Source organism: Prevotella aurantiaca, from assembly GCF_015262605.1.
In the GTDB taxonomy this organism is placed as follows: Bacteria; Bacteroidota; Bacteroidia; order Bacteroidales; family Bacteroidaceae; genus Prevotella; species Prevotella aurantiaca.
Genome location: NZ_JABZSJ010000067.1, coordinates 1 through 12,995, shown reverse-complemented (window position 1 = coordinate 12,995; position 12,995 = coordinate 1). Strand labels below are relative to the sequence as shown.

Below are 12,995 nucleotides of genomic sequence, written 5' to 3'. Positions count from 1 at the left end.
TAGAGCTTGTCAATACAAGCTTTATGCTGAAATATTGTTTTTAAGGAACGACTATTTAATTCCTACTTGTTTAATTATAAGCACGAATTGCAGGAGAAAGAACTTTTCAATCCTCTATCTCCGAAACTAAGCCATGTATATAGCCGCAAAGGATTCCAATACCCTTTTCATTCTCACCACCTTGTGGAATTATAATATCAGCAAAACGCTTAGTAGGTTCAATGAACTGTTCATGCATTGGCTTTAAAACCTTTCGATATCTGTCTACAACCATAACCACATCACGCCCACGCTCCAATATATCTCGTTCAATATTGCGTATTAAGCGCTCATCAGAATCGCAGTCTACGAAGACTTTTAGGTCCATTACATCACGCAGTTTCTTATTCAGAAGAGTCATAATCCCCTCAATAATAATCACAGGTTTAGGCTCAACGCGAATGGTTTCTTTTAGACGATTGCAAGCTAAATAACTATAAGTTGGTTGTTCTATTGCAATACCATTGCTTAAATCATTTACTTGTTTGGCCAGCAATTTCCAATCGAAAGCATCCGGATGGTCGAAATTTATTGATCTACGCTCCTCTTCTGTAAGTTCTGTAGTATCATTATAATACGAATCTAATGGTACTACAGCCACATGATGGGGGGGCAATGTTTCAACAACTTTCTTTACAACAGTGGTTTTCCCAGAGCCTGTACCACCAGCTATTCCAATTATCGTAATATTATCCTGCATACTTAAATAATATGTATTTCTTTAAACATCTGTTCGTAGTATTCTGCTTTCTTCTCTATCTTCATGGGAAAAGCACGACTACTACTAGGTTGACGATATAGTTTCAACATTCTGCCTTCAAAGTCAAACGTTCGATACTCTCCCATCTTTAAATTACGAGCATCTATTTTATAATGTTCAGTAAAGATTTTTGTAGCTAGTTGGCCAGCCGTTAATACTGCTTTACATTTTGGCAACAAATGCAAGATCCCGTCAAGATCAGCAGGTTCTACAATTTCTAAATCCTTATCTGAAGCTGTTCCAGTAGTTCGTCTTATGCGCAAAGCTGTATCAAAAAGTGCAACACCCTTTTCATTTAGGAAAATTTTCAATTCATTGAGTCTGTATGTCTTATCTGTTTCATTAACAAAATAAAACCTGTCCCTAAAGAATATATATCCAAATATCCGCCACATATCGTTTGTAAAGTTTGGATAATACCATTCCATTGCCCAACGTTTCGGTGCAGGAGGAAATGTCCCAAGCATTAACAGTTTAGCGTTATCTGGCAACCATGGTTTAAAAGGGTGTGATTCTATCTCCATTTATTTTTGTTCCTTTATTAAATAAACAATTACAGGAAGGTGATCAGAGTATCCATCAAGCCACACGCCACCATCTGTTGTACGTTTAGTATTTCCTTTTCGAGGCCCAGTCTCCTGGAACAGATAATCGCGACGAAATATTTGATTCTTCCAGAATTTTAAATTTGAAAAATCTTTTTGATTATTCATGTTTAAAAAGTTTGGTGTCAATACTATTTGATCAAATAAATTCCATCTACCTTGATATTTCAGAGTACCTATATTTTCTTTTACCAAAATATTGTACCATGGGTTATACATATCATCAACACCTACTTCATCAAGATTAGGTTTAGCTGATAAACATTCAAACATACTCTTGTCAGTTGGGTCGTCATTCATATCTCCCATTACAAGTACCATAACATTGGGATCTTCACGCAAAAGTGAATCCTTTAACGCTTTTACTTGTTTGCCGCCTAACTCACGATAATATGAACCTGCTCCACGACTTGGCCAGTGACAAACAACAACTGTTACATGTTCATCTGCCATTGTTCCGCTTACCGTAAGAAATCCACGTGTAGCGTACTTCTCATCTTCATTACGTTCATAGACATAAGGAACTAGCTTTGAATTTCGTACTGAAAAAAGTTTAGGATTATAAAGTAAAGCGCAATCAATACCTCTTTTATCTGGACCTTCAATATGTACATATTTATAACCACGACCAGCTAGTGGTGGTTGTGCTATTAAATCTTCCAAAACATGTGCATTTTCAACCTCTGCCAAACCAATAAATGCACAGCCTGTATTAGGAAGGACATCGGTTCCCATCTCTGCAAGAACTTTAGACATATTACGTAACTTGCTTTCATACTTCATTTGATTCCATTTATACGAGCCATTTGGAGTAAAGTCATAATCATTCTTACCCTCATCATGCGTGCAATCAAAAAGGTTTTCTTGATTATAAAAACCCACACCATAAACAGAATATTTTTTTTGTGCATTGGCTGTAACACTAAAAAGTACTATAACGATTGTGAGAGAAAATAGAAATTTCTTCATTATTATATTGAATTGATTTTTAATCAGATAACATATCTCAACAAAATAAACATTAAACACATGTGAGTATTTTGTTTGCAAATATCGTTATTTTATCTGATAATAAAGCATGATTAGCTGAATTTTATTCAAAATTCCTTTCCTTTTCCAAAAATATTTCGTTACTTTGCAAACTATTAAGTATTATTATATCTAACGAAAACATATGCAAAAAAAGTTAAAACTCGCTGTGTTTGCGCTCTGTAGTTCTTCAATGGTTGTTGCTCAAAGTAACAACAATGTTGACACAATACAGCACGAGCAAACACAAAACGTGATGGACGAAGCTGCTTTCACGTTCACAGAAGCGCAGTTAGGAGAGGATAACGAAAGAAGTTCGAATGTTACAATCTTACATTCTAATAGTAATGTATACGCCTCCGAGGTTGGATTCTTATATTCTCCATTACGCTTTAGGTATCGTGCACTAAGCCCTAAGTACAATGATGTGTACATCAATGGTGCACCAATGAATGACATGGAAAGTGGACAATTTCGTTTTTCTTTAGTAGGCGGACTTAACCAACAAACCCGCAATGTAGATTTTGCATTACCCTTTGAGAATAATAATTTCTCATTAGCTGCCATGGCAGGAAGTAACAACTACAACTTTAGAGCAGGTTCTATGGCTGGAGGACATCGAATAACATTATCGGGTGCTAATCGTAACTACACTTTAAGAGGAATGTACACCTATGGAAGTGGATTTAATAGTAAAGGTTGGGCATTCGCAACCAATATTACATATCGTTGGGCCAACCCTGGTTATATAGAAGGAACTTTTTATAACGCACTTTCTTACTTCTTCGGTGTTCAGAAGAAATGGAATAACGGCCACTCTCTTAGTTTCTCTACATGGGGAAATCCTACAGAGCGTGCATCGCAAGGTGCAAGTACTGACGAAGTTTATTGGTTGGCAAACGATTACCAATACAACCCTTATTGGGGATATCAGAATGGACATAAACGTAATAGTCGTGTTGTAAATGACTTTGCCCCTGCAGCAATCTTTAGCTGGGATTGGAAAATCAACGATAAAACGAAACTGACCACAAGTCTGTTTGGTAAGTATTCAATGTATAAAAGTACCAAACTAAACTACAACAATGCTGACAATCCGCAACCCGATTACTGGAAGAATTTACCAAGTAGCTATTATGATGTATGGAACGAACAAGATACTCGCTACCGTACAACACAAGCTTTTGCAGATTGGAATGCAGCTGTTAGTTGGTGGCGTAATAAAGCCAACCGCCAAATCCAATGGGATAAACTTTATTTTGCTAACCGACAAGCAGCTGCTAACCGACAAGATGCACTTTACTATATTCAAGCAAAACACAACGACAACACGACAGTTACACTCTCTTCATCGCTCAATACACACATAGGTAAGGACAAATTATTTAATGTAGGTATTATGGTTGGACAAAACTTTGGTCGTCACTATCAAACTATGGAAGACCTTTTAGGTGCTAAGAGCTTCCATAATATAAATACTTATGCTATAAGAACTTATTCAGAAAACGATCCACGTATTCAATATGACCTGAATACAATGGGTACACAAGGGCTCGGTGCTTTAGTTTATGAGGGTGACAAATTTGGATATGACTACAATCTAAATGTACTTCGTGGAACTCTTTGGGCAAACTTTTCACAAACTTTTGGAAACCTTCACTATATGGTTGGTGCAAAAATGGGTTTTGACAATATATACAGAAATGGATACATGCGAAATGGACTGTTTGCCGATAACTCATATGGAAAAAGCAAACATGCAGGTTTCCTTACAGGTGGTAGTAAGGCTAGTGGAACTTGGACTATTGCCGGAGGAAATGCATTATCTCTTGGTTTGGGCTACGAACAACGTGCACCACAAGCAAACAATGCTTTTGTATCTCCTGAAATGAATAATGATTTCGTTCAGAACTTGCGTAACGAGCACATATTCTCAAGCGAAATTAGTTATCAATATGTTGGTAGCTGGCTCCGCGCTAACCTGAGTGCATATTACAACCACTTAACACACGTAACAGAGTGGCAAAATTTCTACTTTGATGATGTTAATTCTTTCACCTATGTGAGTATGACAAACATAAAAAAGGATTACTATGGTATAGAAATAGGAATGGATTTTAGGCTTACAAGTTATTTAAACATCAAGGCATTGGGTACATGGGCTGAGGCAAAAAACATTAATAATGCTGATGTCATTTACATGAATTCAACAAAAAGTACCTTCTATAAAGATGTTGTCTACAACGAAGGTATGCGCGAAAGTGGCACCCCGTTATCTATATATAGTGGCATTTTAAGCTTCCATAAGAAAGGGTGGTTTATTGACTTGAGCGGTAACTATTATAACAGAATATTCCTTTCTTACGCTCCAAGTCTTCGATATGGAAATACACTACGCACCTTGGGAACAAAGTTTGGTGGTATTGACGCTGAAGGCAATTATATTCCATATGCTCAAAGTAAAGGAAATGGCGGCTTTATGTTGGATGCTTCTATTGGGAAGAGTATATACTTAAAACAAGGAAGCCTTTCTATAAATCTGATGATAACCAATCTTCTTAATAACCAAAAGATTGTATCTGGAGGATATGAACAAGGTAGAAGTAGTTATACTATCAATTCAACCACAGGCGAAGCCAATGCACGTGCTTACGATTTCAGTAAGAATCCAAAGAAATACTATGTTAACGGTATAAATGGCATGTTGAACATAGCTTATAAATTCTAAAATAGACACAGAAGATATGAAAAAAATAAAGTATTTTTTGATGGCAGCTATCTGCACACTTTTTGCTTCGTGCATGGGTAATAGTTATGCAGAAACTGATGAAACAATGCCATCACCTTATGGTAATAATGACTTGACTGAAACAAATGTAATTTCTATTGCTGAACTTAAAACAAAGTTTGCAACACCTATCAATACAGATTATCGCGAAGGTCTAAGTTATCAACAAGTTTCGGAGAATCTACAAATAAAGGGTATTGTTACAAGTTCTGATATAGCAGGAAACATCTATAACGAGATTGTAATTCAAGATAAAACAGGTGCAATTATTATATCTACTGGACAAAGCGGAGTCTATGCGATTCTCCCCATCGGCACAGAAATACTAGTTGATTTGAAAGACCTTTATGTAGGCAACTACGGAAAACAAGCACAAATTGGAGTACCAACAAAAAATGCTAAAGGGTTAACATCTATAGGACGCATTAGTCGCATTGTTTGGAACCAACACTACAAAATTCTTTCCTCTAGTAATGCGGTTGAGGCGGAAGAGTTTGCAAATGGTTCTTCTACAACTAATTGGAGTCTAGAACATGAAAGTGGTAAGCTTGGTGTTATACGCAATGTTAGTTTTAAATCAAGCACACCTTTTGTTAATGGAACCTTTGCTGATCCTAAAGGTGGGGCTGGTAGTGTTTCTTGGACATTGAATGAACAAGACGGCAAAAAAGTAATTGTCTATAATAGTAACTTTGCTAAATTTGCAAATGTCAAAGTTCCTTCTGGAAAAGTTAATATTACAGGTATTTTCAAGCGTTTCAACAATCAATGGGAAATTATAATTCGCTCTCTCGAAGATATTAAGGAAGTTGCAGCAGCAGAAAAAACAATATATAGTAATGCATTTGATGTAGCACCAACAGACTGGACACTTGACCAAGGTACACTGCCAACGGGTATAACTAATGTTTGGAAATGGGTTTCTCCTACATTCGGAATGAAGGCTACTGCTTACGTAAATGGTAAACGATATGAAACACATGCACGTGCGACATCACCAGTAATTGATCTCTCAAATGTAACGAAGGCTACACTTACATTTGATCATGCTGCTCGCTATTTTGGAGATTTCGATTCAGAACTTAAAGTACAAGTCTCTACTGATGGAAGTACTTGGAAAGATCTTACAATAGATAAGAAGCCAACAGGTGAGAATTGGGATTTTGTAACTGCAAACGCTGCCCTGACAGCTTATTGTGGCAAAAAGATATACATTAGTTTTTACTATAATAGTACTGCCACTACAGCAGCTACATGGGAATTTAAAAATCTAGTAGTAAAGTAAATAAAAATCAAACATAGACAAATAAAAAGTTAAACCATATGAAGAGATTAATTAATTCAATGTTTGCAATGGTCATAGGTGCATTAGTATTTACAAGCTGTGAAGATGTACCATCACCATATAATATTACATTTGAGGAAGACAACAACAAACCAAATCCATCAGAGTTAGTAGCAAAAGGAAATGGCACAAAGGAAGATCCTTTTAATATTGCAGCTGCACAAAACTATATTGCCAAAGGAGAAGGTCTTGATAAAGAAGTTTATGTAAAGGGAATCATCGTTAGCATTAAAGATGTTAGCATCGAATTTGGTAATGCGACATATTATATTTCTGACGATGGGACAACAAACAACCAATTCTATGTTTTTCGCGGAAAAGCCTTAGGAAACGTAAATTTCAAAAATAGTAATGAAATAAAGACTGGAGACGAGGTAATAATATGTGGTAAGTTGATGACACATACTAATGGTATTAAGCAACTTGGTCAAGGCAACTACATCTATTCATTGAATGGAAAGACAGAAGAAACAACTCCAACTACGAAAACAGGCTTAGATATAATATTTGACAAAGATAATGCCAATTTCACAATTGTAGATGTAAAAGCACTTCCCGAAGGACTTACAAAGGTATGGTTCCACGATGCTAACTTCAAACAAATGAAAGCTACTGCTCGTGCTAACAATACTAACTATGAAGTTCAAAGCCGTCTTATTTCTCCTGAATTTAGCTTAAAAGGAATGAGTTCTGCAACTCTGACTTTCAACAATGCTTTGAATTATCTGAAAACAATGGTACTTAGCGATGCTATCAAAGTACTTGTATCAACAGATGGTAACAACTGGAATTCAGTAACTATAAACAATCCTCCTTCTGGAAAGAACTGGGATTTTGTAGATTCTACTTGCGATTTGAGCTCATATGCAGGACAAGAAAAAGTATTTATTGCTTTCGAGTATAATAGCACTACAACTATTAACCCAACATGGGAGATTAAGAAAGTAACTATTAAATAAAAACTTTCATAAATATTTGGCAGGGTGCAGAATTATTAGTAATTTTGCACTCTATAAATATACTATAGTAGAGTACTACTTTACAAATCACCTGACAAACAAAAATATTTTTTAATTAAAACATATAAAAGTAAAATGAAAAAAGGTATTCACCCAGAAAACTATCGCCCCGTCGTATTCAAAGATATGTCCAACGGCGATATGTTCCTTTCAAGATCTACATGTAAATCTAACGATACAGTAGAGTTTGAAGGCGAAACTTACCCAGTGGTTAAAGTCGAAATCTCAAGCACCTCTCACCCATTCTATACTGGTAAGAGCAAGCTTGTGGACACTGCAGGTCGCGTAGACCGCTTCATGAACCGTTACGGTAAGTTGAAGAAATAAGCGATTACCCACAACAGTATAAAGTGCGGTCAAACGTAGTTGCATATACGTTTGCTCGCACTTTTTCTTTTTCTACAATTGTAAAATTGAATCATGGAACAAAAACTAAACAAACTCTCTGGATTAATGAAACCAGATAAATCTTTATTAAGCACTGCTTTTTGTATTTTTATTGCAGCAATTTCCCTTGCTTCTTGCAGTAGCGAAAATGGTAATTCTACTAAAGATGACACTCCTAAGATTATTGCAAATAACAACAACTCCAATCTAAAAGAAGTAAACCAATATACGCATCGTTTGGAATTCCCAAAAGTTAAAGGTGGTAAAAGTATTGTTGTTACCCATATTGGTCAAAGTTCAGCGGAAGTAAACTATAGCCTTGAATGGGATGGTGAAAAGAAATCAAATCGCTGGACCTGCTATCAGCTTTACCAAAGTAATAGTAAATGGAATACAGGCAGATGGTATGGAAACCCGCAATATCCTTCAGACCCCTTAATACCAGCTTCAATGGTATTTGGCTACGATCCTTATTGGAATACTGGTTATGACCATGGTCACCTTTGTCCTTCTGCAGACCGCAGAAATTCTGAAGAGGCTCAAAAACAAACTTTCTATATTAGCAACATGCAACCACAGCTTAGTGCATTTAATGGGAGTGCAAAAGGTGGTGGTATTTGGCTAACCATGGAAAATAAAATACGCGATGCCTTCAATATCAACTCTTTAGATACAATGTTTATATGTCGAGGTGGTACTATCGACCAGTCTACGCAAGTAAAGACTTATTTGCGCAATGGATTCATTGTACCAGGTTATTTCTTCTCAGCAGCTCTCTTAAAATACTATAATAATGTGCATAAAAAATGGGAGTACAAAGCTATTGGTTTTTGGTTTAAACATGAAAACAACCAAGAGAAATCGCTCAAACCCTATGTTGTAAACATAAAAGAGCTAGAAAATCTTACTCATATAGATTTCTTCTGCAATCTTCCCGATGACATAGAAAAGAAAGTTGAAGGACTGAATAAGGATATTATCATAAACTTATGGAATATTAAATAAAGAAAAGCCGTATCTTATTGAATCATATAGAATATGTAGCTAATAATTTTGTTCCTTCTTTTAGTTTTATATTCAACTATATCTATCTGGTTTTAATATTAGGTTATACGCTGAAAACATAATTACAAAACAAAAAAACATAATTACAAAATTTAAAAACGTAATTACAAAATAAAAAAAAGTAATTATGTTTTTATTTTGGTAGTTACCTCTTTTTATATGGTATCTCTCACTCTACTATAATATCTTAATCGTTTTTTAAGTTAGGATTAGGTCCTTATAAAAATAAATATCAAGAGACAATACATTTTATTGTTCAATAGTTACTCTTTTCAATGTCTATGTCTATTTCTATATCTTTTAAGCTTAAAGTAAATCATTTTTTTATTAGTAAACTTTTTGTAACCCAAACAGATCCTTTATACGTTGATTGTCTATAAGTAAATTAACATATTCTTAGAATGATATTTTTCAAATGTAAAAGGCCCCATTTGGATTATCCAATTGGGGTCTCATTGTTGTTCTAAAAATCTGCGTTTTATCTTGCGCGCAAACCACTTACAGATTTCTGAGAATAAGCAGGTTCGATATTTTGTGTTGCGTTTCCAAACACTTTACCAGCAATATCTCCAGATGCTGTATGCGATTTCACCAATTTTCCTTTAGCATTATTAGTTGATTGGCGAGCTAAATCAATATAAAATTCATCTGTTGTATTTGTACCAACGCCATAACCAAAGAATGTGTCATAACCTTTTTGGTTTTCATATCCAAGATGGAAACCCTTAGTAGAAGATTTTGCATCCATTCTAAAAATTGTGCCAGACTTAGTATACTTGATATAAATATCTCCATTTTTATCTATATACCAAGTGAAATCTAACGTCTGAGTTGCACCATTGCTATCAGTATCAACTTCTACTCCATGCCCAGAAAATGAATTTTTTGAATCTTCATACTGGAAAAACTTCATTCTTGCATGGAAAGTTTAAGAAAGTCTCTTCCCGTTTTCATCGTATGCAAGGGTCATCTTACCTGCCCATTCTCCTATTAGCATTTTAGCTTGCGCTACTAATTGTTCGTTATAAACAGGCTTATTATTATCTACGTGACCATAATTCACCGCTTCCATAAATGCTGCGAATTCAGAATCAGTAGCTCTTGAGTAGTAATACCAGAACCATGTCTTAGTCGTATTATAGTCTGTACCGCTTGGATATGTATTCCAATAATTTTGAACGGCATCTCTAACAAGAAGATTGTTATGTCCGTAATAATAGTCATCATCGCTTCCACAGCTTGTAAAAGTAACAGGAATTGCAATCAATGAAAGCATCATTAAGAATTTAGTAATTTGTTTCATAATCATAATCTTTTATTTTTTCAATAGTGCAAATTTAGATAATATGAAAAATTATTGAAATAAGTTTTCTCTACTCCATAATAGGGAAATCCCTAAAAAGGAAATAAAAAGGTGGACCCACCCATAAGTTTTAACATCTTTTGATGATGATAAAGTTGTATTGTTAAAAATATTTTTGTAAATTTGCAAATATCACATAGTGTTAAATTCAAACCAAAATTAAATCAAATCAGATAATTTGTTAATAAATTGCATAAATATTGCAAAACCACAAACGTGTTAAATAACATCGTAATATAAATACGGTAGGATTCATTAACTTAAATTTTTGTAGGTATGAAAAAACTTTTATTTTTAACCTTAGCTTTTGTATTGAGTCTTTCGACCCAAGCACAAAGAGTAGTATTGCAGCGTGGTCTTAATAATGCCAGAAACGTAAAATCAATCGTTTCGTACAAGTCACCTAGTTATAAGATTGACCCTAAATCAAATCAGGTGTGGTGGGGATATGAATCAGAAAAAACAGAACGTAGCTCTCTCGGTACAAAGAGAGAAGAAACTTATAATCTTGCTATCCGTATTGATCCAGGCAATGCTGACATTGTTGGAAAAACTATCAAAGCAATACGTTTCTATCTTCGCGATAATAAAAACACAAATAACGTAAAGGTATGGATCTCTAAAACTCTTCCATCAGATGTAAATAGCGCCGACTATGTACAGAACGCTGATCAAGCATCGCTCAATGACGACGAGGATAATAAAATAGGTGCTGTTAATGACATTGAACTAACAAATCCATACACTATTAGTGCTGATGGTGCTTATATAGGATATAGCTTCACTATTTCTTCAGCAGTGGGAAGTCAAACACGATATCCAATTGTTACATGGGGTGGAGATAGTAAAGCCAATAGTTTCTATATTCGCACTTCAGAAACTATAACAGAGTGGACTGATTTATCAAATGATTATGGCAAAGTAGCTATGCAAATTCTTGTTGAAGGTAATTTCGCTCAGAATTCAGTTACTCCTGTTTCAACACAAGATATTGTATTGGTAAAAAATACAATAGGCAAGAACAAACTTGTCATTACAAATAGTGGGCAAAATAGTATAAGCAGTATCGATTATACAGTTGCTACTGATGGCACATTAGGTGCAGAACAGCATCTTGATATAAATCCTCCATTCAAAACATATGGTGGACAATTTACGATTGACTTACCTCTTGCAGCAGATGCAAATACAGGCACAACTACAAAAACAATCACTATTACTAAAGTAAATGGTCAAGCAAACGAATCTAAAGAAAAGACTATAACTTGTAAAATGCTTACAGTTGGTAAGCTAGTAAACAGAGGTGTTGTTGTAGAAGAATTTACAGGAACTGGTTGTCCATGGTGCCCACGCGGTTGGGCTGGTATGAAGAAATTACGCGATAAGTTCGGGGAGAAATTTGTAGGTATTGGAATCCACCAGTATAATGATAGTGACCCAATGTACTGCAAAAACTATGCAAAACTAAAATTCGATGGAGCGCCACAATCAATGATAGAACGAGGAAATGCAATGGATCCATTCTATGGTGCAGGTAAAGATGATATATGCATAGACTTCAAAGAAGTATTAGAGCGAGTTTCAACTATAGGCGTAACAGTTTCAGGTAAATATAATGCTGATTTCACAGAAGTTACAGCTACAGCAACCATAGAACCTTTGATAAGTGGCACATACGAAATAGCTTACGTCCTAATTGGTGATGAACTTAAGGGAACAGAATCTTCATGGAAACAAAGTAACAATTATGTATCATTTGGACCCGACCGAGTAGATAATGATCCATACCTTGTTCCGTTCTGTAAGGGTGGAGAATACGGAAGTAGTAAAGTTTCATTAACTTTCGACGATGTATTGCTTGCAAGCTCTTATTCTTCAGCAACCAACCAAGCTAAACTTGAAGAACTTCAAGAAGGTAAGGTTGTAACAAACACTTATACACTTAAATTGCCTACAAAGGAAATTCTGAAAAAGGCTATTGTTAATGCAGGTTATAACAAACTAGCAGTAATCGCAATGATTATCCGTAATGACGGGAAGATTGAAAATGCAGCTAAATTCTACTTATCTAATGACCCTGCTGATATTGAAGGCGTATCTGAGAACAAGAGCGAACTTAAGGAAGTTGCACGTTACACCATAGATGGTCGCAGAATAAGCACTCAACAACGTGGCCTCAACATTGTAAAGATGTCCGATGGTTCTACTGTTAAGGTATTGGTAAAGTAAAAAGAAAAACATAAAGCATCTCTTTGATGCTAATAACTAAACAAAAAGCCCTGACCAAACTTCTTTTGGTCAGGGCTTTTTTATAATTAGAGATAAAAAATATATGTTCATTTTAATAATTCATATGGTATTTATTTAGAGTTGAATGTTAGTATATTAAAAATAATTTAGTAAATTTGCAGATATTACAAGATATTTGAATGAAGAAACAAAACTGCTCAAAGAAAATTGCGGCACTTGCTTTTGCAAAATAAAAAGACGCATTAAACAACATTACAATAACTAAGTAAGGTAATATTAACTTAAACTTTTAGGCGTAATGGACATTTGGTAGGCTGAAAGCTCACGGAACGCTTTTATTTACTA

At 35.1% G+C, this 12,995-nt stretch carries 11 protein-coding genes; 6 read left to right on the top strand and 5 right to left on the bottom strand.

Features of this window, described 5'->3' with window-relative positions:
* Positions 1–106: 106 nt before the first annotated feature.
* From udk to HXN26_RS09770, 3 genes are read right to left on the bottom strand one after another with little or no spacing between them, the layout of a single operon-like run.
* Positions 107–739, bottom strand: a complete 633-nt coding sequence (gene udk / locus HXN26_RS09780; protein WP_025001286.1) for a uridine kinase — start codon at positions 737–739, stop codon at positions 107–109.
* A gap of 2 nt (positions 740–741) precedes the next feature.
* Positions 742–1,323 (bottom strand): uracil-DNA glycosylase family protein, encoded by a 582-nt coding sequence (locus tag HXN26_RS09775; protein ID WP_273161001.1) that lies wholly within the window; start codon positions 1,321–1,323, stop codon positions 742–744.
* A complete protein-coding gene (locus tag HXN26_RS09770; protein WP_273160998.1) occupies positions 1,324–2,373 on the bottom strand; it encodes an endonuclease/exonuclease/phosphatase family protein in 1,050 nt (349 codons plus the stop codon).
* Between the two features lie 205 nt (positions 2,374–2,578).
* Here HXN26_RS09770 and HXN26_RS09765 point away from each other — a divergent pair, with 205 nt between their 5' ends.
* From HXN26_RS09765 to HXN26_RS09745, 5 genes are all read left to right on the top strand, one after another.
* The gene (locus tag HXN26_RS09765) at positions 2,579–5,161 is read left to right on the top strand and encodes a TonB-dependent receptor (protein ID WP_273160996.1); all 2,583 of its coding nucleotides are present in this window, start codon (positions 2,579–2,581) and stop codon (positions 5,159–5,161) included.
* Between the two features lie 16 nt (positions 5,162–5,177).
* A complete protein-coding gene (locus HXN26_RS09760) occupies positions 5,178–6,506 on the top strand; it encodes a DUF5689 domain-containing protein (RefSeq protein ID WP_025001288.1) in 1,329 nt (442 codons plus the stop codon).
* A 38-nt stretch (positions 6,507–6,544) separates the two neighbouring features.
* Positions 6,545–7,525 carry a choice-of-anchor J domain-containing protein gene (locus HXN26_RS09755; protein ID WP_273160994.1) on the top strand — a complete coding sequence of 327 codons (981 nt, stop codon included), beginning with the start codon at positions 6,545–6,547 and terminating at the stop codon, positions 7,523–7,525.
* Between the two features lie 135 nt (positions 7,526–7,660).
* The gene (locus HXN26_RS09750) at positions 7,661–7,912 is read left to right on the top strand and encodes a type B 50S ribosomal protein L31 (protein WP_025001289.1); all 252 of its coding nucleotides are present in this window, start codon (positions 7,661–7,663) and stop codon (positions 7,910–7,912) included.
* Between the two features lie 126 nt (positions 7,913–8,038).
* Entirely contained in the window at positions 8,039–8,977 is a 939-nt protein-coding gene (locus HXN26_RS09745) for a DNA/RNA non-specific endonuclease (RefSeq protein WP_025001290.1), read from the top strand.
* A gap of 538 nt (positions 8,978–9,515) precedes the next feature.
* Here the strand turns inward: HXN26_RS09745 and HXN26_RS09740 are convergent.
* Together HXN26_RS09740 and HXN26_RS09735 are read right to left on the bottom strand one after the other, a co-directional pair.
* Positions 9,516–9,950 carry a hypothetical protein gene (locus HXN26_RS09740; RefSeq protein WP_273160993.1) on the bottom strand — a complete coding sequence of 145 codons (435 nt, stop codon included), beginning with the start codon at positions 9,948–9,950 and terminating at the stop codon, positions 9,516–9,518.
* Positions 9,951–9,965: 15 nt separating this feature from the next.
* A complete protein-coding gene (locus HXN26_RS09735; RefSeq protein WP_273160992.1) occupies positions 9,966–10,340 on the bottom strand; it encodes a hypothetical protein in 375 nt (124 codons plus the stop codon).
* A 336-nt stretch (positions 10,341–10,676) separates the two neighbouring features.
* Between HXN26_RS09735 and HXN26_RS09730 the strand changes: the two genes are divergently transcribed.
* Positions 10,677–12,629 (top strand): hemin-binding protein, encoded by a 1,953-nt coding sequence (locus tag HXN26_RS09730; protein WP_273160991.1) that lies wholly within the window; start codon positions 10,677–10,679, stop codon positions 12,627–12,629.
* The last annotated feature ends 366 nt before the right edge of the window (positions 12,630–12,995 follow it).

Bases quoted from the DNA above. Each gene is read 5' to 3' on its own strand.
- udk (WP_025001286.1), bottom strand. From the start codon at position 739: ATGCAGGATAATATTACGATAATTGGAATAGCTGGTGGTACAGGCTCT.
- HXN26_RS09775 (WP_273161001.1), bottom strand. From the start codon at position 1,323: ATGGAGATAGAATCACACCCTTTTAAACCATGGTTGCCAGATAACGCT.
- HXN26_RS09770 (WP_273160998.1), bottom strand. From the start codon at position 2,373: ATGAAGAAATTTCTATTTTCTCTCACAATCGTTATAGTACTTTTTAGT.
- HXN26_RS09765 (WP_273160996.1), top strand. From the start codon at position 2,579: ATGCAAAAAAAGTTAAAACTCGCTGTGTTTGCGCTCTGTAGTTCTTCA.
- HXN26_RS09760 (WP_025001288.1), top strand. From the start codon at position 5,178: ATGAAAAAAATAAAGTATTTTTTGATGGCAGCTATCTGCACACTTTTT.
- HXN26_RS09755 (WP_273160994.1), top strand. From the start codon at position 6,545: ATGAAGAGATTAATTAATTCAATGTTTGCAATGGTCATAGGTGCATTA.
- HXN26_RS09750 (WP_025001289.1), top strand. From the start codon at position 7,661: ATGAAAAAAGGTATTCACCCAGAAAACTATCGCCCCGTCGTATTCAAA.
- HXN26_RS09745 (WP_025001290.1), top strand. From the start codon at position 8,039: ATGAAACCAGATAAATCTTTATTAAGCACTGCTTTTTGTATTTTTATT.
- HXN26_RS09740 (WP_273160993.1), bottom strand. From the start codon at position 9,950: ATGAAGTTTTTCCAGTATGAAGATTCAAAAAATTCATTTTCTGGGCAT.
- HXN26_RS09735 (WP_273160992.1), bottom strand. From the start codon at position 10,340: ATGAAACAAATTACTAAATTCTTAATGATGCTTTCATTGATTGCAATT.
- HXN26_RS09730 (WP_273160991.1), top strand. From the start codon at position 10,677: ATGAAAAAACTTTTATTTTTAACCTTAGCTTTTGTATTGAGTCTTTCG.